The sequence below is a fragment of the Oerskovia sp. Root22 genome (genome assembly GCF_001429135.1).
Lineage (GTDB): Bacteria > Actinomycetota > Actinomycetes > Actinomycetales > Cellulomonadaceae > Oerskovia > Oerskovia enterophila.
In genome coordinates this window covers 240764-260948 of record NZ_LMIL01000009.1, presented here as the reverse complement: position 1 = coordinate 260948, position 20185 = coordinate 240764, and the positions used below count along the sequence as shown (strand labels likewise).

General features: G+C 72.8%; 17 protein-coding genes. 5 read left to right on the top strand and 12 right to left on the bottom strand.

Annotated elements, in window-relative coordinates; translation table 11 throughout:
* Positions 1-232: 232 nt before the first annotated feature.
* The 5 genes from ASE15_RS11635 to ASE15_RS20390 are packed head-to-tail and all read left to right on the top strand — an operon-like array spanning position 233 to position 4233.
* The gene (locus ASE15_RS11635; protein ID WP_056763422.1) at positions 233-1255 is read left to right on the top strand and encodes a metal ABC transporter substrate-binding protein; all 1023 of its coding nucleotides are present in this window, start codon (positions 233-235) and stop codon (positions 1253-1255) included.
* Positions 1252-2100: a metal ABC transporter ATP-binding protein gene (locus tag ASE15_RS11630; protein WP_082618395.1), complete on the top strand. Its 849-nt coding sequence runs from the start codon at positions 1252-1254 to the stop codon at positions 2098-2100. The genes ASE15_RS11635 and ASE15_RS11630 overlap by 4 nt, the downstream gene beginning before the upstream one ends.
* Before the next feature lie 23 nt (positions 2101-2123).
* Positions 2124-3029: a metal ABC transporter permease gene (locus ASE15_RS11625; RefSeq protein WP_056651447.1), complete on the top strand. Its 906-nt coding sequence runs from the start codon at positions 2124-2126 to the stop codon at positions 3027-3029.
* Positions 3017-3412 carry a Fur family transcriptional regulator gene (locus ASE15_RS11620; protein WP_056650813.1) on the top strand — a complete coding sequence of 132 codons (396 nt, stop codon included), beginning with the start codon at positions 3017-3019 and terminating at the stop codon, positions 3410-3412. Before ASE15_RS11625 ends, ASE15_RS11620 begins: the two co-directional genes overlap by 13 nt.
* Positions 3409-4233 (top strand): DedA family protein, encoded by an 825-nt coding sequence (locus ASE15_RS20390; RefSeq protein ID WP_082618394.1) that lies wholly within the window; start codon positions 3409-3411, stop codon positions 4231-4233. The genes ASE15_RS11620 and ASE15_RS20390 overlap by 4 nt, the downstream gene beginning before the upstream one ends.
* Before the next feature lie 127 nt (positions 4234-4360).
* Here the strand turns inward: ASE15_RS20390 and ASE15_RS11610 are convergent, their stop codons facing one another.
* The 12 genes from ASE15_RS11610 to ASE15_RS11555 all read right to left on the bottom strand — a co-directional run bounded on the left by ASE15_RS11610 (position 4361) and on the right by ASE15_RS11555 (position 19899).
* Positions 4361-4738, bottom strand: a complete 378-nt coding sequence (locus ASE15_RS11610; protein WP_056650810.1) for a VOC family protein — start codon at positions 4736-4738, stop codon at positions 4361-4363.
* Positions 4739-4857: 119 nt separating this feature from the next.
* Positions 4858-5646, bottom strand: a complete 789-nt coding sequence (locus tag ASE15_RS11605; protein ID WP_056650807.1) for an isoprenyl transferase — start codon at positions 5644-5646, stop codon at positions 4858-4860.
* Positions 5646-6410 carry a DNA repair protein RecO gene (gene recO, locus ASE15_RS11600; RefSeq protein ID WP_056763420.1) on the bottom strand — a complete coding sequence of 255 codons (765 nt, stop codon included), beginning with the start codon at positions 6408-6410 and terminating at the stop codon, positions 5646-5648. The genes ASE15_RS11605 and recO overlap by 1 nt, the downstream gene beginning before the upstream one ends.
* Positions 6411-6581: 171 nt before the next feature.
* The gene (gene leuA / locus ASE15_RS11595) at positions 6582-8357 is read right to left on the bottom strand and encodes a 2-isopropylmalate synthase (RefSeq protein ID WP_369800591.1); all 1776 of its coding nucleotides are present in this window, start codon (positions 8355-8357) and stop codon (positions 6582-6584) included.
* Between the two features lie 242 nt (positions 8358-8599).
* Positions 8600-10801 carry a DUF2304 domain-containing protein gene (locus ASE15_RS20840; RefSeq protein ID WP_056763418.1) on the bottom strand — a complete coding sequence of 734 codons (2202 nt, stop codon included), beginning with the start codon at positions 10799-10801 and terminating at the stop codon, positions 8600-8602.
* A gap of 131 nt (positions 10802-10932) precedes the next feature.
* Positions 10933-12669 carry a PQQ-binding-like beta-propeller repeat protein gene (locus ASE15_RS11585; protein WP_056763416.1) on the bottom strand — a complete coding sequence of 579 codons (1737 nt, stop codon included), beginning with the start codon at positions 12667-12669 and terminating at the stop codon, positions 10933-10935.
* A 56-nt stretch (positions 12670-12725) separates the two neighbouring features.
* On the bottom strand, positions 12726-14333 hold the full coding sequence (locus tag ASE15_RS11580) for a PQQ-binding-like beta-propeller repeat protein (RefSeq protein ID WP_056763414.1): 1608 nt from the start codon (positions 14331-14333) through the stop codon (positions 12726-12728).
* A 32-nt stretch (positions 14334-14365) separates the two neighbouring features.
* Positions 14366-15916: a S9 family peptidase gene (locus tag ASE15_RS11575; protein WP_056763412.1), complete on the bottom strand. Its 1551-nt coding sequence runs from the start codon at positions 15914-15916 to the stop codon at positions 14366-14368.
* Between the two features lie 86 nt (positions 15917-16002).
* A complete protein-coding gene (era, locus tag ASE15_RS11570; RefSeq protein WP_056763410.1) occupies positions 16003-16950 on the bottom strand; it encodes a GTPase Era in 948 nt (315 codons plus the stop codon).
* Positions 16947-18431, bottom strand: a complete 1485-nt coding sequence (locus tag ASE15_RS11565; RefSeq protein ID WP_082618393.1) for a hemolysin family protein — start codon at positions 18429-18431, stop codon at positions 16947-16949. The genes era and ASE15_RS11565 overlap by 4 nt, the downstream gene beginning before the upstream one ends.
* A complete protein-coding gene (gene ybeY, locus ASE15_RS11560; RefSeq protein WP_056650782.1) occupies positions 18428-18880 on the bottom strand; it encodes an rRNA maturation RNase YbeY in 453 nt (150 codons plus the stop codon). Before ybeY ends, ASE15_RS11565 begins: the two co-directional genes overlap by 4 nt.
* Positions 18880-19899, bottom strand: coding sequence for a PhoH family protein (locus ASE15_RS11555; protein WP_157277225.1), 1020 nt, complete (start codon positions 19897-19899; stop codon positions 18880-18882). The genes ybeY and ASE15_RS11555 overlap by 1 nt, the downstream gene beginning before the upstream one ends.
* Positions 19900-20185: the final 286 nt, after the last annotated feature.

The following is a 20185-nucleotide window of genomic DNA, read 5'->3' as shown; positions in this document are numbered from 1 at the left end:
TCGTGCGGGACGGTGCAGGACAGGCGCCCCGGTCGCCGCGTCGAGGCGGTCGAGGTCCGTGGGCGCCAACGTCCCAGGCTACTCGGTCTTTCCTGGCGAGGTGAGCCCGGGGTGGGCCGCAGGCCCGACGGCGCAGGCGCCGTCGGACGGTCGCGTCCCCCTGGGCGCTGTGTCACCCAGGCCACACCCACCCTTGTTGACATCCGTTATCAATATCAACGACGATGGGGGCATGCCCCTCCTCTCTCGATCGCACCGTGCCGCCCTCGTCAGCTCCGTCGCCCTCGCGACCATGCTCACCCTGGCGGCCTGCGGCTCCGGGGGGACGTCGGGTGGCGGCGGGTCGGGCGGCGACGCCGCGGGAGACACCGTGCAGGTGCTCGCGTCGTTCTACCCCCTGCAGTTCGTCGCCGAGCGCGTGGGCGGGGACCGCGTCGAGGTCTCCAACCTCACCCCGCCCGCGGCCGAGCCCCACGACCTCGAGCTCTCGCCCGCCCAGGCCCGCACGGTCGGCACGGCCGACCTCGTCGTCTACCAGTCCGGCTTCCAGGCGGCCGTCGACGAGGCCGTCGAGGGTCGTCAGCCTGCGCACGTCGTCGACGCGTCCGAGGCCGCAGGCCTCGAGGAGCACCCGGGCGAGTCGGGCACGGGTGCGAGCACGACGGGCACCGAGGACGCGCACGACGACCACGCAGACGACGGAGACGCCGACGACGGGCACGACCACTCGTCGCACGGCGGCCTCGACCCCCACTTCTGGCTCGACCCCACGCGCCTGGTCCCGGTCGCCGAGCAGGTCGCGGCCGAGCTCACCGCGATCGACCCCGACGGCGCCGACGAGTACGCGGCCAACCTGGCCGAGCTCACGGCCGACCTGACCGCGCTCGACACCGAGTACAGCGAGGGGCTCGCGAGCTGCGCGAGCCCCTACCTCGTGACCTCGCACGAGGCGTTCGGGTACCTCGCCGAGCGCTACGGCCTGGAGCAGATCGGCATCACCGGGATCGACCCCGAGGCCGAGCCCTCCCCTGCACGCCTGCGCGAGGTCGCGGACGTCATCCGTGACCACGGCATCACGACGATCTTCTTCGAGACCCTCACGAGCCCCAAGGTGACCCAGACCCTCGCGCAGGACGTCGGCGTGCAGGCCGCGGTCCTCGACCCCCTCGAGGGCCTGAGCGACACCGGCAGCGACTACCTTGACGTCATGCGGAACAACCTGGAGGCGCTGCGCACCGGCCTGACCTGCGCATGAGCACCTCACCCCTGAACCCACCGGCGATCGAGGCCACCGGGATCCACGTGACCCTCGGCAACAGCGACATCCTGCGCGGCGTCGACCTCACGGTCGAGCGCGGCGAGGTCGTCGCGCTGCTCGGCGCGAACGGCTCGGGCAAGTCCACGCTCGTGAAGTCCCTCGTCGGCATCGTGCCGCTCGCGGCGGGCCACGTGCGGCTCCTGGGCGCGGACCTGGGCCCCCAGGTCCCGTGGGCGCAGCTCGGCTACGTCCCCCAGCGCGTCTCCGCACAGGCGGGCGTGCCCTCGACGGCCGAGGAGGTCGTCGCGTCGGGCCTGCTCCACGGGCGCCGCATCCGGCTGCCTCGTGGCTGGCGCGCGACGGCCCGCGAGGCCCTCGACCGCGTCAGCCTCGCCGACCGCGCGCAGAGCGCGGTGCACGAGCTCTCGGGGGGCCAGCAGCAGCGCGTCCTCATCGCCCGGGCCCTCGCGCGCGACCCCCGGCTGCTCATCCTCGACGAGCCCGTCGCGGGCGTGGACCAGCCCAGCCAGGAGGCGTTCGCCGCGACGCTGACCGAGCTCACGCGCGACGGCATGACGGTCCTGGTCGTCCTGCACGAGCTGGGCGCGCTCGCGCCGCTCATCCAGCGCTGCGTGGTCCTGCGCCACGGCCTGGTCGTCCACGACGGCGCCCCGCCCCAGGTCACGTCGGCGCACGCCGGGCCGGACCACGAGCACCTGCACCCGCACGGCGACGACCCCGAGCGCAGCGCCTCGCCCGGTTCGGACATGGGCCTGACCGACGCCCCGCTCACGCGCCACTCCCCCGCCCCCGCCCGTATCGACCGTGGAGCCGCCTCGTGAACGCCCTGGACGAGCTCGTCGGGATGCTCTCCGACCCCTTCATGCAGCGCGCCCTGATCGCGGCCGTGCTCGTGGGGGTCACCGCACCCGTCATGGGGACCTACCTCGTGCAGCGCAAGCTGTCGCTGCTCGGCGACGGGATCGGGCACGTCGCCCTGACCGGTGTCGCGCTCGGCTGGCTGGTGGGCGGCGCCATGGGCGTGGTCCCCAACGACGCGCTCGCGATCCCCGGCGCCGTGGTCGCGGCCGTGATCGGCTCGGTGATCATCGAGCTCGTGCGCGAGCGCGGGCGCACGAGCGGAGACGTCGCCCTGGCCCTGATGTTCTACGGCGGGATCGCGGGCGGCGTGCTGCTCATCGGGGTCGCCGGCGGCAGCTCGGGCAACCTCATGCAGTACCTGTTCGGCTCGATCTCGAGCGTCTCGCCCACCGACCTGTGGCTCACGCTGTTCCTGGGCGTGCTCATTCTCGCGGTCGGCATGGGCCTGCGCGCGGCGCTGTTCGCCGTGAGCTACGACGAGGAGTTCTCGCGCGCGTCGGGCCTGCCCGTCCGGGCGCTCAACATCGCGATCGCGGTCATCGCGGCCCTGACCGTGACCGTGGCCATGCGCGTCGTGGGTCTGCTGCTCGTCAGCGCGCTCATGATCGTGCCCGTCGCGATCGCCCAGCTCGTGACCATCTCGTTCCGCCGGACCATGGCGCTGGCCATGGTCATCGGCGTCGTGGTCTGCGTGGTCGGGCTCTCCGTCACGTACTGGCAGACTCTGTCCCCGGGGGCCACGATCGTCGTCCTGGCGATCGCCCTCTACGCGGTCGTGGCGATCCTGCGTCCCGTGCTCGTGCGGCGCAGGCCTCGCACGTCGCACGACCCGCACCCCGACATCCCCGACGACGTCCACGTGGAAGGTGGCGAGCGATGCAGCGCATGACCCGGCAGCGGGCGGCGGTCTCCGAGGCTCTCGAGGACCTGCCCGACTTCCGCAGCGCGCAACAGCTCCACGAGCTGCTGCGCGCCCGCGGCGATGCGGTGGGTCTGGCGACGGTCTACCGCACCCTGCAGACTCTGGCGGAGGGCGGGCACGTCGACGTCCTGCGCACCGAGGACGGCGAGAGCCTGTACCGCAAGTGCGAGCGCAGCGAGCACCACCACCACCTGGTGTGCCGCGCGTGCGGCACGGCGGTCGAGATCGACGGCCCGACCGTCGAGACCTGGGCCTCGCAGGTCGGCGCGGCCCACGGCTTCACGGACATCCAGCACACGATCGAGCTCTTCGGTACCTGCGCGGCGTGCCGGGCGAAGCAGGACGCATGAGCGCGGTGTCCGCGCTCGCGGGGGCGTTCGTGGGCGCGCTCTCCGTCCCGACGGCGTCGCTCGCCTCCTCGGGCCCCGTCACCTCGGTCGTCTCGGCGGCCGGTGACGAGTCGTCCGGGATCTTCTCGATCGACGGCGTGCCGTACTGGATCATCTATGCCGCAGCGTTCGCGATCGTGTTCGTCCGCGCTCAGGCGACCTACTGGGCCGGTCGCGGTGTGGCACGGGGCACGGTCAACACGTCGTGGTCGCGACGGCTCGAGAGCGAGCGCGCCCAGCGAGCGATCTCGACGATCAACACGTGGGGACCCATCGCCGTCACGCTGTCCTTCTTCACCGTGGGCGTGCAGACCGTCATCAACCTGACGGCCGGCTACACGCGCATGAAGTTCTCGCGCTACCTCGCGGCGCTGCTGCCCGGCTGCGCCATCTGGGCCGCGATCTGGACGACGATCGGGATCGCAGCATTCAACACGGCTGTGCTGCTCGCGGCCCGCAGCCCCGTCGGGCTGGCCGTGATCGTGCTCCTCGTCGTCGGGCTCGTGGCGTGGATCGTCGTCGCCTCGCGGCGCCGTCGCCGCGCCCGCGCCCTCGCGGCGGACGCCGCGGACGGGACGAGCGGCTCGCCCGAGGGCGACGCCATCGCGACGGACGACCAGCCAGGGGCGGACGGGGCGGCGCGCTCGCGGCCGGCCGGTGCCAACCCGTTCGGCGACGTGGCGGACCTGCTGCTCGACGCACAGGGCGACCCGCAGGACCACGCGCGTGGCACGCGCGGTCCGGGCGCGACGCCCTCACAGGCCGACCGCCCGCGCGACTGACGAGTCGCACGCGACCGTTTCCCGGGGAGGCGGCGCGTCGGCGGCCGGTCGTCACGCGTGCCGACCGTCGGTGGTCCGCGACGTCGACCGTCCGCCACGGACTCGGCCGACGGTCACGTCCCCGCCGTCAGGAGATCTCGGTGGCCGTCTCGTCGGGCTCGCCCAGGCAGAACTGGTTGCCCTGCGGGTCGGTGAGCACCGACCACCGGTAGCCCGGGATCGTGTGCTCTGCCACGAGGCCCGCGCCGTCGGCGACCAGGCGCGAGACCTCGGCAGCCCGGTCCGGCGCGGACAGGTCGAGGTGGATCTTGTTCTTGCCGGGCGTCGGGTCGTCGACCTTCTGGAACCCGAGCACGGGCCCCTGGCCGTCGCCCGCAGGCACGACCTCGAGGAACCAGCCGTCCGCCTCGTCGACGAGGCGACCGCCCGTCTGCCGTGCCCACCACTGCGCCAACGGGCGCGGGTCGGTCGAGTCCACCGTGACCATGCCGATCGAAAGAGTCATACCGGGCAGGCTAGCGAAGGGCACCGACACGCGCAGGACGACGCCCCCGCCGTGCGGGAGGGACCCGTCGGGGGGAGGGCTCGGACCCCTCCCCCCGACGGGAGACCTCGACCCAGGCCTCAGGGGAGGTCGGCCGACTTGTCGATCGCCCCGCCGTAGCGCCGGTCACGGCTCGCGTACTCCTCGACCGCGCGCCACAGGCTGCGTCGGTCCACGTCCGGCCAGTGCTCGGGCAGGAAGACCATCTCCGCGTACGCGGCCTGCCAGATCATGAAGTTGGAGGTGCGCTGCTCGCCAGAGGACCGCAGGAACAGGTCCACGTCCGGCAGGTCCGGCTCGTCGAGGTACTTGGCGACGGTCTTCTCGGTGACCTTCTTGGGGTCCAGCCGACCGGCCGCGACCTCCTGCGCGATCGCCTGCGCCGCGTCCGCGATCTCGGCGCGGCCGCCGTAGTTCACGCACATCGTCAGGGTGCAGGTGTCGTTGCCCGCGGTGAGCCGCTCGGCATCCTCGAGCTCCTTGATGACCGAGCCCCACAGGCGCGGGCGGCGACCCGCCCAGCGCATCCGCACGCCCCAGCTGCTCATCTCGTCGCGCCGACGACGGATCACGTCGCGGTTGAACTGCATGAGGAAGCGCACCTCCTCGGGTGAGCGCTTCCAGTTCTCGGTCGAGAACGCGTAGGCCGAGACGTGCTTGACGCCGATCTCGATCGCGCCCGCCACGACGTCGAGCAACGCGGCCTCGCCGGCCTTGTGCCCTTCCGTGCGCGGCAGCCCGCGCTCGTTGGCCCACCGGCCGTTGCCGTCCATGACGATCGCCACGTGGTTGGGCACGAACCGCGCCGGGATCCTGGGCGCGACGGCCCCCGACGGATGAGGCGGGGGCGGCTGGATCGGTCGGGCCATCAGGCCTCTCCTCCGGCCCGCGGAGTGACCGCTCCGTCTCGTTCCACCATCCGCAGTGATCGCAACGTTCTCTCCAGGTGATATTGGCTGTAGGCGGCCACGAGGCCGCTGGCTTCCTTGCGGTGGCGCGCGTCGGACGCGTCCGCCACGTCCCACTCGCCCGCGAGCAGCGCGGCGAGCAGCGAGAAGGTCTCGGGGGCGGGAGCTGTGGACCCCGGGGGCCGGCAGCGACCGCACACCGCTCCGCCGAGCGCCACCGCGAACGAGCGGTGCGGCCCGGGCTCGCCGCAGCGCGAGCAGTCCGTGAAGCTGGGCGCCCACCCCGCGACCGCGAAGGCGCGCAGCAGGTAGGAGTCCAGGACCAGGCCGGGGGCGTGGGCGTTGACCGCGAGAGAGCGGACGGCCCCCGCGAGCAGCCAGAACTGCTGCACCGCGGGCTCCTTCTCGGCCTCGACCAGGCGGTCGGCCGTCTCCAGCATCGCGGTCCCCGCGGTGTAGAGGCCGTAGTCCTCGCAGATCGCCCGGGCGTAGGGACCCACGGTCTCCGCCTGGGTCACGACGTCGAGGCTGCGCCCCACGTGGAGCTGCACGTCGACGAACATGAAGGGCTCGAGCCGTGCGCCGAACCGCGACGACGTGCGCCGCACCCCCTTGCCCACGGCCCGGACCTTGCCGTTCTCCCGTGTCAGCAGGGTGACGATGCGGTCGGCTTCGCCCAGCTTCTGGGTGCGGAGCACGATCGCTTCGTCTCGGTAGAGGACCACTCCCCTATTGTCCGCCATGCCACCCACGTCCCGGTGCACGCGCCCCGTCTCGTGGGCCTACGTGCACAGGTCCCTCACGGGCCCGTGCCCGTGGGGGCGGAGCTCGTGCGCGCTACGCCAGGCGTGTCGCGCAGGAGCCTCGCCCCCACCGGAGGCCGGCAGGCTGCGAGGTCAGACCGCGACGCGCTCCGCGCGGTTGACGGCCGAGACGATCGCCTTGAGCGAGGCCGTCGTGATCGACGGGTCGATGCCGACGCCCCACAGCACCTCGTCGCCCACCTGGCACTCGACGTAGGCCGCGGCGTTGGCGTCGCCGCCCTCCGACAGCGCGTGCTCGGCGTAGTCCAGGACCCGTACCTCGACCCCGACGTGCGCGATCGCGTCGACGAACGCCGCGACCGGCCCGTTGCCCGAGCCGTCGAGCGTCAGCTCGTCACCGCGGTCCAGGACGTCGACGGCCAGGGTGTCCGGGCCGTCCTCGGTCGACGACGCCCGGGTGCCGCGCAGCTTCAGGCGGCCCCAGGGCTCGAGCCCCGAGTCCGGGTCGACCGGCAGGTACTCGTCCGAGAAGATCCGCCAGATGTCGTCGCCCGTGACCTCCTGGCCACCCGCGTCGGTGAACGCCTGGACGACGCGCGAGAACTCGATCTGCAGCCGCCGCGGCAGGTCCAGGTGCCGCTCGGACTTGAGCAGGTAGGAGATGCCGCCCTTGCCCGACTGCGAGTTGACCCGGATCACGGCCTCGTACGAGCGCCCGACGTCCTTGGGGTCGATCGGCAGGTACGGCACGCCCCAGACCAGGTCGTCGACGCCCTTGCCCGCGGCCTCGGCCTGCGCGGCCATGGCGTCCAGGCCCTTCTTGATCGCGTCCTGGTGCGAGCCGGAGAACGCCGTGAACACCAGGTCACCCGCGTACGGGTGACGCTCGTGGACCGCGATCTGGTTGCAGTACTCGACCGTGCGGCGCACGCGGTCCATGTCGGTGAAGTCGATCTGGGGGTCGATCCCCTGGCTGAACAGGTTCATGCCCAGCGTCACCAGGCAGACGTTGCCCGTGCGCTCCCCGTTGCCGAACAGGCAGCCCTCGATGCGGTCCGCTCCGGCCTGGTAGCCCAGCTCGGCCGCCGCGACGGCCGTGCCGCGGTCGTTGTGCGGGTGCAGCGACAGGACCACGTTCTCGCGGTGCGCGAGGTGGCGGTTCATCCACTCGATCGAGTCGGCATAGACGTTGGGGGTGGCCATCTCGACCGTCGCGGGCAGGTTGATGATGACCTTGCGGTCCGCCGTCGGCTCGAAGACCTCGATGACCTCGTTGCAGATCCGCACCGCGAACTCGAGCTCGGTGCCCGTGTACGACTCGGGCGAGTACTCGTAGAAGACAGCCGTCTCGGGGATGGTCTCCTCGAACTTGCGGCAGAGCTTGGCGCCCTCCACCGCGATGTCGACGATGCCGTCCTCGTCGGTGCGGAACACGACGTCGCGCTGCAGGCGCGACGTCGAGTTGTACAGGTGCACGATCGCCTGCTTGGCGCCGCGCAGCGACTCGTACGTGCGGGCGATCAGGTGCTCGCGCGACTGGGTCAGGACCTGGATCACGACGTCGTCCGGGATGTGCCCGTCCTCGATGAGCAGGCGCACGAAGTCGAAGTCCGTCTGGGAGGCCGACGGGAAGCCGACCTCGATCTCCTTGTAGCCCATCTCGACGAGCAGCTGGAACATCTTCAGCTTGCGCTCGGCGTTCATGGGCTCGATCAGTGCCTGGTTGCCGTCCCGCAGGTCGACCGCGCACCAGCGCGGGGCCTTCTCGATGCGCTTGTCCGGCCACGTCCGGTCCGGCAGCGACACGTCGAACTGCTGGTGGAACGGCTCGTACTTGTGCACGGGCATGCCGGACGGCTGCTGTGCGGAGCGGGGGCTGGTCTGGGGGGTCTGCGCCGTGGTGCTCATCATGTCCTTCGCGATCTCTTCGTCGGTGCTGTTCAGCCGGCACACCAACCACCGCGACGAGGTTGCGGCCTAGAGGGCCTCGTCGCGGCAACGAAGGAGGAGCAGCTGCGTCAGGTGCACGTTGTCACCATACCCCCGTCCGGGACCACGCTCAGGGACGTCCCGCAGGATGACATGCGAGAGGCGGGCCCGACGCGTCGCGTGAGCGACGTCGTCGGGCCCGCCTCAGCGGGTCGCCGGGGTCAGCGTCCGCGCGAGCGCAGCGCGGCGTCGACCGCGGGGTCCCCGAGGTTGCCGAGCCACTCGAGCAGCGCCGGGTACGTCGACGGGTTGGCCGCGACCTGGGGCCGCAGGTGCGGCGCCTCCTGGACGATCTGCGCGAGGACCTCGAGCGGCGTCGACGGGTCGAGCGCCTGCGCCGCGCTGAAGCCGACCGGCTGCGGGTCCTGGTAGGCCGGCAGGACCGCGGTCTCCCCGGCTGCCTGGGCCGCGTAGCCCGGACGGGCCGCGTAGCCGGAGCGCTCCTGGACGGCCGGCTGCACGGGGCGCGCGGACTGGACGCCCTGTGCAGGCAGCACCTGGGTCGGCTGGTACTGCTCGACCGGGCGCGCAGGCTGCTGCTGGGGCTGGGCCGGGCTGTACGGCTGCTGGCTCGGCTGCGCAGGACGGTACTGCTCCTGCGCGACCGGCTGCGTGGGCTGCTGTGCCGGCTGCGCCGGACGGTGCGGCTCCTGCGCGACCGGCTGCGCCGGCTGCTGAGCCGGCTGCTGGGCCGGGGCCGGGCTGTACGGCTGGGGGCTCGGCTGGTAGGGCGCCTGCGCGCCGGGCTGCGCCGAGGTCGGTCGCGACACGGGGGCCACCGGGTCCTGCTCGCGGGCGCCCGCGGCCGGACCGTAGCCGTCAGGACCGGTCGCGTAGCTCCCGCTGCCGTACGGGCCGGCGACGGGCTCCTGGGCGGGCTGGGGGCGCACGGGGCGAGGCGCGGGCGGCTGCCACACGTAGGCGCTCGGTGCCGCGTCGGCCCCGACGACGGACGCCGGACGGTTCTCGGCGAAGTGCGTGCGGACCTCCGCGGGCACCGTGAGCGCGAACGCCGTGATGGCAGGCAGGCCGAAGGCCAGCAGCAGCAGGTCGGTCCCGACACCGATCCCCAGGCCGGACTGGTTCGCGACGACGATGAGGAGCACGATGCCGAGCACCGCCACGACCCCCGCGCCGCCCAGCGCGAGCGTCCTGCCCGACACGGCGTCCCGGGCGAGGGCACGACGAGCGACGAGGCTCACGCCCACCATGAGGAGGCCGAGCACGAGCGCGAGGATCACGACGACCCCGCTCAGCCCGGCGGCGAGCCACAGGATCGCCTGGAGCGTCAGCACCGCCGCGACGACGAGGACCAGGTCCAGGGTGTCGACCGCCACGGCGACCCACGTCTCGACGGGGGACGCGGACGCCGTGCTGCGGGCGACCGCGGGCGAGGCGGCGACCGCTGCGGCCGCCGGGATCAGCAGCAGGCCGAACTGGCCGCCGCGCAGGCTCTCGTAGCTCACGAGAAAATTGCCCGTGTTGAGGACGTAGAGCACCACGAGCGCGATCCCGAGGCCGACGAGCACCAGGCGCCAGGACTCCTGCTTGCGGAGGATCCCCCACACGGGCAGTCCGACGAGCCCGACCGCAAGCGCGGCGACGACCAGGCGCGCGAAGATCCCGACGACGCCGAGCCCGAGCGTCAGGCTGAACACGAACGCGACGACCGCACCCACGACCGCGAGCGCGCCGATCCCGATCAGGACCTTGACCCAGGTCTGGGACACGGCCCGGTCCTGGTCGACCGGGCCGAGCTCCGCCTGGCGAGGCTGCGCGGCCAGCACGGCCCCGGCGAGACCGAGCGCGAGACCCGTGCCGAGGCCGCCCCACCCGTTGCCGGCCGTGCCGTTCACCAGGTCCAGGACGACGTAGACGGCGACCAGCAGCCCGTAGGGTGCGCTCGCCAGGAGCCGGACCCTGCGCGTCGTGTGCACCGTCCACGTCGTGGGCAGGACCCCCGTCCGCGCCAGGTACGGCAGGGCGAGCGAGAGCAGGGAGAGGACCGAGACGAGGATGACCTCGACCTTGTCCGACGCCCGGTTCGCGAAGTCCCACGGCATGGTCAACGAGACGAACAGCAGGAGCGCCGCGACGCCGTCGCGCACGTAGTCGCTCACCGGGATCCCGGCGAAGGGGTTGGCCGGCGCGGCAGGTGACGTGGTCGCCGACGCGGACGCCTTCTCCTCGGGCTGCTCGGACGGCTTGCCGGACGACGTGGCCGCAGGGTCCGCCGACGACGCCGTGGCGCCGTCGGGAGCCGACTCGTCGGGCGTCCGAGCCGTGGCCCGGGCGAGCGGCCCCGTCCCCCCGGTCGGTTCCTGCTGATCGGGGCCGGGCCCCGGGTCGGTCTCGTTGGTCATCGTGCTCTCCCTACAGGTCGCCCCGGCCTCGGGATCGGTCGAGCACCGGTTTCAGGCCATGACGGCCCCGTCAGTTTCTACCGGTTGATCACCGATGGCTCAAGTCTCCCACCAGGAGACCGGCCGACCCCTCAACCGATCCGGACCACTTCCGTGTCCGTGACCGCGAAGAGCTGACCCTGCGCCGAGACGACTTCTCGGTACGTGGGATCCAGGACGTCTCGCCACTCGAGACCACCGTCGAACAGGTTGAGCGAGACGAGCTCGGACGCCCCCACGTCCGGGTCGTCCCTGCGTCCCGTGATCGTGCTCGTCAGGAGCAGGGAGTCGCCGTCGGTGAAGGCCCGGTGCACCTCGCTCGACAGCCAGCGCCGCCACAGGTCCCGGCCCGTGCGGGTCTCGATCGCGATCAGCCGGGAGCCCGACTCGACGACCAGGACGTCGTCGGTCTGGAGCCAGATCATCTCGGGCCACTCCTCCCGGTGCCACAGGCGTCGCCCGGAGAGCGCGTCGTACCCCGTGAAGCCGGGTGACCGGACGACCAGGACGTGCGGCACCGTCCCGTCGGTCACCGCCGGGACGAACGGCTCGCCCGGCAGGACGTACCGCTCGCTGCCGTCCGCGTCGAGCACGCGCACCTCCTCGACCTGGCCCGTCCGGGCGTCGAGCGCGGCCCGGACGCGCAGGTCTCCCGGCAGAGGGCCGCCGGCGGCCCAGCCTCCGGGCACGGACCGGGGGCGCGCATAGCCGGTCGCGTACTCCCCGGACGCGTCGAAGGTCTCGCGCAGGTCCGGCGCCCGGACGTGGAGCAGCCCGCGCAGTCCGCGCAGCTCGATGGTCCCGGCGTCCCGGTCGTCCTCCCGGGTCGTCGAGCCGACGGCGTCGACCGGATAGCCGGCCGCGTGCAGGACGCGCGTCCGCACGAGGGTCCCGTCGAGAGCCTCCTCCCAGCTCACGACCGCGCGGTCGCCGTCCCGACGAGCGGTCGCCACGAGCCCGTCGGCGAGGGGGGTGGCCGCGTCGGTCGCCCCGGCGAGCGCACGGGTCCCCACGACCTGACCTGCCGGGTCGAGGACGGTCACGACGAACGTGGACCGCGAGGTCGACGGCTCGGAGGCGTCGACCGGGCCGTCCCCGGTGCCCGGCGCCTCCCCTGCCGGTGCCGGGTCGACCTCCGTCACGCACACGAGCGGCGATCCCACGCTCCCCGGGTCGAGCAGGTCCGGGCCGCACACGCTCGTGCCCTCGGGCAACGAGGCCGACCACAGCGGCTCGCCGGTCGCGACGTCGAGGCCCTGCAGGGCTCCGTCGGCCTCGAGCACGACCTGCCCCTCCACGGCCGCGGGCCATCCGCCGTCGGTCGGCGCCCGCCAGACGACGTCAGGATCAGGGGCGACCGACCACAGACCGCCCGGCTGCGTCGCGACGAGCCCGGCCCGATGACGGTCGGAGAGCCCCCCGACGACGAAGGACGCGCCTGTGCCCGCCACGGCCACGGCCACGGCGGCCACGACCAGGGCACGCGCCGGGACCCGCCGAGCGCGGGAGGGCAGTGCGGACGCGTCCGGCGCGGACGGCTCGGACGACTCCGTCGGCGCCGACTGCGCCGACTGCGCCGACTGCGCCGACTGCGCGAGAGTGCCGCTGGCGACACCAGGTGTGTCCGTACCCCCTCGGCCACCACGTCGCGGGCTCGAGCGCCCCGTGCGGCCCCGGTCTGGTCCCGTCGTCGGCGGCGCCCCTCCCCCGCCCGTCGCGGTCCGACCCCCAGGAGGCAGACCCCAGGTCGCGTCGAAGTCGTCGTCGAGCTCGGCCACTTCGACCAGCTCGACGGCGTGGGCGGAGTGCTCACGACGGCGTGGGGCCACCTTTTCCACGGTAGCCCTGATCCGACGGGATGGAGCCGCCGAGCGTCGGCCTCCTCTCAGCCCAGTCCCAGCAGCCCGCCCTCGTAGGTCACGAGCACGAGCCGGCCCCGGGCAGTGAACGCCCAGAACAAGGCCACCGGGAGGTCGGACGCCCAGAGCTCCTGGCCCGAGTCGACAGAGATCGCCGTGACCCGCGTCGAACCGTTCCCGCTCCGCCCGACCAGGTAGAGGTCCGTGCCGTCGGTGAAGGACTGACCGTACGTCAGGATCCCCTCCGCCTCCCAGGCCCTCTCGCCGGTCGCCAGGTCGACCCCCCACAGCCGGCCCGCACCTGACAGGACACCGACGTCCCCGATCTGCGCGACCGCGCGGTCGAGGGATCCGTCGACCGTCCAGAGCGTCCGCCCCGTCCGGCGGTCGAGCGCCGAGAACACGGGCCGGGCGATCGTCCCGGCCGCGTCCATCACGTCTCCTCCGCCCGAGACGAACAGGGGAGCGTCCGCCGACCCGTCGGTCACCTCGAACGGGACGACGTTCCCCTCGACGCTGAACGACTCGTGCCCGTCGGGGGCGAAGACCGTCCAGGTCCCGTCGCCCCCCATCGAGAGCCTGCCTCCGTCGGGGAGCGTCGAGTCCCACGACGGATCCTCCCGCGTGTCGACGGACTTCCCGTGCGCGTCCAGCGTCACGCTGAGGCCGGCCGCCTCGACGCGGAGCCCGTCGCCGTCGGGCCACCCCTGGAGATAGCGCGCGCTCGCCGCGCTCTCCTCGGGGTCGGGGACCAGCTCTCGGGTCCAGCGCACCTCCCCCGTGGCCAGGTCCTCGAGCGTCACCACGACCTGGCCTCCCGCATCCCACGCGAACGTGGCCAGGCCGTCCGTGAACGCGACGGTCGCCGCGGTGGTCTCCCCGTCGACAGCCCGCGAGGTGACCAGGTCACCGGTCGTCGGGTCGATGACCTCCACGCCGCGCAGGTGCGCCTCCTCGGAGGTCTCGCCGAAGACGGTCACCGGGCGGTAGTCGGACGTCGTGCAGACGACGGGACCCCGGTCCCCGCGCGGACCGCTGCCGCTGCACCTCGTCTGGCCCCCGCTGCGGGACGCGCTCGCCGACGGCACCGACGAGTCAGCCACCCTCCACAGGCGCTCCCCCGTGACCGGGTCGTACCCCGCCACGGGATCCCCCGGGACGACCAGCACCCCGTCCACCAGGACCGGCTGGCTCCACCGGCCCAGGTCCGGCGCGTTCCCGCCCGCGAGGGGGTCGATGCTCCAGACCACCCCGACGTCCGCGCCCAGGCTCCGGACACCGCCCGACGAGGCCATGACCCGCTCGATGCGCGCGGCCTCGTTCCGTTCTCCGACCACGAGACCGCCCACGACGAGCACGACCACCGCGGCGACAGCAGCGGCCAGGAGCCCACGGGCCCTGCGCGACAGGCGCCGACCAGGCCGGGCTCCCCCGGGCGCCTCGCCAGACCCCGGACCGCGGCCCGCCGACGGGAGGCGAGCTCCGTCGTCGGGCACCTCGCCGCGAGCCGGTGCGGTGCCCTGCACCCCCGGGCCCGCCGGTACCGGAGAAGGCCAGTCGACGTCCTCCTCGACCTCCTCGAGCGCGAACGAACGCATCCGCCCCTCGGCCCCGTCGCGCGCGCGTCGTCCCATGCCTCGACCCTAGGCGTCCGACGCGTCCGGCGTCAGATGCCCAGCTGGTAGACGCCCCAGTACGCGAGCGTGACGAGCAGGATCGTGGAGCCGGCGACCGTGGCCCACAACGTCGTGCGCGCACCCACGCCCGTCGCCGGACGCACCACGACACCGCCGCCCTCGGGAGAAGCCAGGACCGCCTTGCGCGCCTGGCGCAGGTCCGACAACCGGTTGATGATGAACGCGGCCGCGACGACCGTCGCCAGACCGAGCAGGCGCACCGCGATCCACCCACCCTGCACGACCCACGAGTCCGTCTTGTAGTCGAGCGCGAGCCGCGCGACGGCGACCAGGTACACGACCAGTCCCGCCATCGTCGCGACCGACCCCACGGCCAGCCCCGCGAGCGGCCACCGCAGCCCTGGCGCGAGACGACCGGCAGGGTGCGGGGTGCGCCGGACCCTGCGCACCGCCCCCGTGACCAGCCACACCAGCGGGCCCACCACGAGCAGCACCCCGCCCACGATCACGAACCCGATCACGATGTCGCCGTTGCCGTACCAGCGCGGGTTCGGCACGGCCGAGGCCAGGTAGAGCTGGTTCGGCTGCCCGCCCGCGACCGTCGGCGGGGCGCTCGCGGTCCCTGGCAGCCCCTGCACCCAGGCGCTGACGTCCCGCGGGAACTCGGGGACCATGACGTCGTCGATCTTGATGCCGTGGTTGGCGCCCTCGTAGTAGCGGACCGTGACGTCGTGGTTCCCGTTGGCCCCGGCGTCGGCGATGATGCGCAGCGCACCCTGCTCGACGGGCATCGACGGGTCGGCCGTGCCGTACGCCACGAGCGTGGGCACCGAGAGCCGCGCGAGGTAGGGCGTGACGTCGAAGTCCGCGTACTCGAAGCCGCCTCCGGGCATCTCCATGCCCACCGCACGCGGGATCGCCCGGAAGACCCCCTGCGGCACACCCGTGTTGCGCAGGTACGAGTCCACCGCGAACCCCGCCTGCTGGCGCGGCGGCACCACCGGTGCCGAGACCAGGACGACGAACGAGACGTCCTGGTCCTGGTCCGCGAGCACGGGCGCGACCCAGGTGCCCTCCGACTCGGCGTAGAGCCCTACCCGCGCGGGATCGACCGACGGCCTGGCGCGCAGCAGGTCGACCGAGCGCTCGTAGTCGTCGGCCATGTCGACGTAGTCCCGGTGCCGCGTCGTGTACGTGTCGAGCCGCTTGGACGGCACGAGCGTGACCACGCCCGCGCTCGCCAGGTCTGTCGCGACGTCGACGAACGCCTCGTCGGCCGAGCCCGTGCCCGCGCCGTGGAGGAAGACCACCCCGGGCAGGCCGTCGGGCGCGTCGACGGGCTCGCGCACGATCCCGTCGACGCTCGTCCCGTCGAGCTGGACGACCACGGGGGTCTCCTGCACGGCGTAGGTCCCGACCGGCCGGACGTCGGGCCCCTGCCCGCCGATCGTCGTGTCGGGCGTCGAGGGCTCGAGGTGGTCGGTCACGGGCACGGGATCCCACTGGGGTCCCGTGACCGCACCGACCAGGGCGAGGCCGATCGCGAGGGCGGCGCTCGTGGCGGCGGTCCGGAAGATCACGTCAGGATCGTATCGAGGCGGGCTGGAGTCCCGCCTGCGTTCGAGGAAAGTAGCGGGACGTCCCGAGGGCGGACCGGGGGCCCACCCTAGAAGCCGAGCCTGCGCAGCTGCTTGGGGTCGCGCTGCCAGTCCTTGGCGACCTTGACGTGCAGGTCCAGGTAGACCCGCGCGCCGAGCAGCGCCTCGATCCCCTTGCGCGCCTCGGTGCCGACGTGCCGCAGCCGCGACCCGCCGCGCCCGATGATGATGGCCTTCTGGCTGTCGCGCTCGACGAACAGGTTGACGCGCACGTCCAGGAGCGGAGGCTTGCCCGTCGCCGGGTTGCCCGAGCCCTCGCGCGGCAGGATCTCGTCGACCACGACCGCGAGGCTGTGCGGCAGCTCGTCGCGCACGCCCTCGAGCGCGGCCTCGCGCACCAGCTCGGCGACCATGACGGCCTCGGGCTCGTCGGTCAGCTCACCGCCGGGGTAGAGCTCAGGGCCCTTCGGCAGGTGCTTGACGAGGACCTGCTCGAGGACCTCGACCTGGAAGCCGTCCACGGCCGAGACCGGGACGATGTCCTGCCACTCGCCCAGCTGGTCGACCGCCAGCAGGTGCTTGGTCAGCGTCTCGCGGTCCACGAGGTCCGCCTTGGTCACGACCGCGACGACCGGGGTGGGTCGCCGGCCCTTCATCAGGTCGGCGAGCTGCGCCGCGATGTACTTGTCACCCGGGCCGACCTTCTGGTCCGCGGGCAGGCAGAAGGCGATCACGTCGACCTGCGCGAGCGTCTCGCGCACCAGGTCGTTGAGCCGCTCGCCGAGGAGCGTGCGCGGGCGGTGCAGCCCGGGCGTGTCCACGAGGATGAGCTGGGCGTCGGGACGGTGCACGATGCCGCGGATCGTGTGCCGGGTCGTCTGCGGGCGCCCGGAGGTGATCGCGACCTTCTGCCCGACCAGTGCGTTCGTCAGCGTGGACTTGCCCGCGTTGGGCCGCCCGACGAAGCACGCGAAGCCGGACTTGTGCTCGGGTGCTGCTGGGTCGTTCTGGGTCACCGGTGTGCTTCTCTCTCGTTCGTCTGGCCCGCGCGGCGCGGGTCCTCGCTCGTCCTCCCGGCGCGCTCTGCGCGCTCGGGGTGTGTCTGGTGGTCGCGCTCGGCGCGCTCCCGGTGGTCGTGTCGCTCCTGGCGGTCGGTACGGCCCGACGGCGTCTCGTCCGCCCCGTCCGTCTCGTGCTCCGGGGTGACGGCCCGCACGAGGACCGTCGCGAGCTGCTTGCGCCGGCCCTCGACCCGTTCGCCGACCATGTGCACGCCCTGCGCCTCGGCGACCGATCCCGGGAGCGGGACCTTGCCCAGCGCCTTGGCGAGCAGGCCACCCACGGTGTCGACGTCGTCGTCCTCGATGTCGAGGTCGAACAGCTCGCCGAGCTCGTCGAGCGGCAGCCGCGCGGGGATGCGGAACTCCCCGTCGCCCAGGTCCTCGATCTCGGGACCGGACTTGTCGTGCTCGTCGGTCAGCTCGCCAACGATCTCCTCGAGCGCGTCCTCGATCGTCACGAGCCCCGCGACCCCGCCGTACTCGTCGACGACCATCGCGATGTGCGAGGCCGAGGCCTGCATCTCGCGCAGCAGGTCGTCGACGGGCTTGGACTCGGGCACGAAGATCGCGGGCCGGGCGACGTCCGCCACGCGCCGCGAGCCGGCCTCGGGCGAAGCGTTGACGACCTTGACGACGTCCTTGAAGTAGACGACTCCCACCAGGTCGTCGACCGACGTGCCCGTGACGGGCAGGCGCGAGAACCCCGAGCGCAGGAACAGCGACAGCGCCTTGGACAGCGGGGTGGTGGCCGGGGTCGTGATCATGTCGGTCCGAGGGACCATGACCTCACGGGTCAGGGTGTCGCCCAGCTCGAAGACGGAGCGGATCATCTCGCGCTCCTCCTCCTCGATGATCTCGGACTCGTTCACGCGGTCCACCATGTCGCGCAGCTCGCGCTCGTAGGGGCCGTCCGATTCGTCTTTCGAGCCCGTGACGCGCGCGACCCAGCCCGTGAGCGCGACCGCGGGCGTGAGCACGCCCGAGAGCAGGAGCAGGACCTGCACGGGGTGACGGCGCCCCAGCGCACGGGGCGCGATGCGCGCGAACACGAGCGCCACGACGACTGCGAAGACCAGCGCCGCGAGCAGCGCCTGCCACCAGTCGTCGAGCCACACCGAGACCAGGAGCGTGACGCAGGCAGCGGCCACCATCTCCGCGACGACCCGCAGGAACGCGAGCGCGGCCGCGGTGTGCGGCGGGTCCTCGGTCAGGGACTGGACGCGTCGCGCGCGGGCGACGCGAGGTGGGACCGGGCCTCCGGCCCCACCTCCGGACGCACCTGCGGTCCCCGTGCCCGCCTCGGCCTCCGCGGCCGCCTCGGCGACCGCGGCGCGCGTGACCCGCATGACCGCGCTCTCGCCCGCGCCGAGCGCGCCCGCGAGGACGACGCCGAGCACGGCCAGGACGAGGAGCAGCGCGACGGGGACCTCGGTCATCGGCTGGCGAGGAAGGTCAGCAGGAGCTTGCGCTGGAGCGCGAACATCTCCTTCTCCTCCTCGGGCTCGGCGTGGTCGTACCCGAGCAGGTGGAGGATCCCGTGCGTGGTGAGCAGGAGCATCTCCTCCGCGGTGGAGTGGCCGGCCGTGACGGCCTGCTGGGCCGCGACCTCGGGGCACAGGACGATGTCGCCCAGCTCGCCGGCCGGGGTCACGTCGCCGTCACGACCCGGACGCAGCTCATCCATGGGGAACGACAGGACGTCCGTGGGTCCCGGCTCGTCCATCCACCGCACGTGGAGCTCGGTCATGACGTCGGTCTCGACGAAGCGGATGCCGAGCTCGCTCTGCGGGTGCACGTGCATGGCGTCCAAGACGTAGCGCGCCAGCGCCGCGAACTCGGCCTCGTCGACCTCGTAGCCGGACTCGTTGTTGATCTCGACGCTCATCAGCGTGCCCCTTGCTCTCGTTGGTCTCGTGGTCTGCCCTGGCGAGAGGTGCCTCCGCGCGCCGAGCCGTGCTGGTGGTTTCCGCTGTCGCGTGCGGGCCGTGCGCTGCTGACGTCCCAGCGGGCGTAGGCGTCGATGATCTCGCTCACGAGGCGGTGCCGGACGACGTCCGTCGACGTGAGCCGGCAGAACTCGACGTCGTCGACCCCGGTCAGGACGTCCTCGATGACCCGGAGCCCCGAGGTGGTGCCCCCGGGCAGGTCGACCTGCGTCACGTCGCCCGTGATGACCATCTTGGAGCCGAACCCGAGGCGCGTGAGGAACATCTTCATCTGCTCCGTCGAGGTGTTCTGCGCCTCGTCGAGGATGATGAACGCGTCGTTGAGCGTACGGCCACGCATGTAGGCCAGCGGGGCCACCTCGATGGTGCCGGCCTCGATGAGCTTGGGGATCGACTCGGGGTCGATCATGTCGTGCAGCGCGTCGTACAGCGGGCGCAGGTACGGGTCGATCTTCTCCGAGAGCGAGCCCGGCAGGAACCCGAGCCGCTCGCCCGCCTCGACCGCGGGGCGCGTCAGGACGATGCGGCTGACCTGCTTGGCCTGCAGCGCCTGGACGGCCTTGGCCATCGCGAGGTAGGTCTTGCCCGTCCCCGCAGGACCGATCCCGAACGTCACGGTGCTCGCGTCGATCGCGTCCACGTAACGCTTCTGCCCGACCGTCTTGGGCCGGATGGTCCGTCCGCGGTTCGAGAGGATGTTGAACGTCAGGACCTCGGCAGGACGCGACGCCGTCGCGGCCGTGAGCATCGCGATCGAGCGCGTGACGACGTCGGCCGAGAGCTGCGTGCCCGACTCGACGACCTCGACGAGCTCGTCGAGCAGCCGTGAGGCGAGCGCGACGTCTCCGACCGGCCCCTTGACCACGATCTCGTTGCCCCGCGCGTGGACGTCGACCGAGGGGAACCCGGCCTCGACCGCACGCAGGACCGAGTCACCGCTGCCGAGCAGGGCCGCCATGGAGACGTGGGACGGGACGACGATCCGGTGCTCGACCCGTGTGCTGGGGTGCTGGGCGCCCGGCGCCCCTCGGTCGTCCGTGCCGTTCGTCTGCTCGGAGCGCGCGCGCCCCGGGTCGCGGGAGGAGCCTCCGGGGCCGGGCGTCGACGAGCCGTGCGGCAAGGGTGGTGTCGAGGATGGCATGAGCCGGCTTGCGCCGAAGCACTCCTTCTGCAGGTCGGGGAGATTTCGTGGTGCATCCATGGTAACGAGCGCAGGGCGACGGGTCAGGGCGAATTACGCCCTG

What these genes read in the sequence shown, in the direction of transcription:
- ASE15_RS11635 (WP_056763422.1), top strand. Translation starts at nt 233, where the DNA reads ATGCCCCTCCTCTCTCGATCGCACCGTGCCGCCCTCGTCAGCTCCGTC.
- ASE15_RS11630 (WP_082618395.1), top strand. Translation starts at nt 1,252, where the DNA reads ATGAGCACCTCACCCCTGAACCCACCGGCGATCGAGGCCACCGGGATC.
- ASE15_RS11625 (WP_056651447.1), top strand. Translation starts at nt 2,124, where the DNA reads ATGCTCTCCGACCCCTTCATGCAGCGCGCCCTGATCGCGGCCGTGCTC.
- ASE15_RS11620 (WP_056650813.1), top strand. Translation starts at nt 3,017, where the DNA reads ATGCAGCGCATGACCCGGCAGCGGGCGGCGGTCTCCGAGGCTCTCGAG.
- ASE15_RS20390 (WP_082618394.1), top strand. Translation starts at nt 3,409, where the DNA reads ATGAGCGCGGTGTCCGCGCTCGCGGGGGCGTTCGTGGGCGCGCTCTCC.
- ASE15_RS11610 (WP_056650810.1), bottom strand. Translation starts at nt 4,738, where the DNA reads ATGACTCTTTCGATCGGCATGGTCACGGTGGACTCGACCGACCCGCGC.
- ASE15_RS11605 (WP_056650807.1), bottom strand. Translation starts at nt 5,646, where the DNA reads ATGGCCCGACCGATCCAGCCGCCCCCGCCTCATCCGTCGGGGGCCGTC.
- leuA (WP_369800591.1), bottom strand. Translation starts at nt 8,357, where the DNA reads ATGAGCACCACGGCGCAGACCCCCCAGACCAGCCCCCGCTCCGCACAG.
- ASE15_RS20840 (WP_056763418.1), bottom strand. Translation starts at nt 10,801, where the DNA reads ATGACCAACGAGACCGACCCGGGGCCCGGCCCCGATCAGCAGGAACCG.
- ASE15_RS11580 (WP_056763414.1), bottom strand. Translation starts at nt 14,333, where the DNA reads ATGGGACGACGCGCGCGCGACGGGGCCGAGGGGCGGATGCGTTCGTTC.
- ASE15_RS11565 (WP_082618393.1), bottom strand. Translation starts at nt 18,431, where the DNA reads ATGACCGAGGTCCCCGTCGCGCTGCTCCTCGTCCTGGCCGTGCTCGGC.
- ybeY (WP_056650782.1), bottom strand. Translation starts at nt 18,880, where the DNA reads ATGAGCGTCGAGATCAACAACGAGTCCGGCTACGAGGTCGACGAGGCC.
- ASE15_RS11555 (WP_157277225.1), bottom strand. Translation starts at nt 19,899, where the DNA reads ATGGCGGCCCTGCTCGGCAGCGGTGACTCGGTCCTGCGTGCGGTCGAG.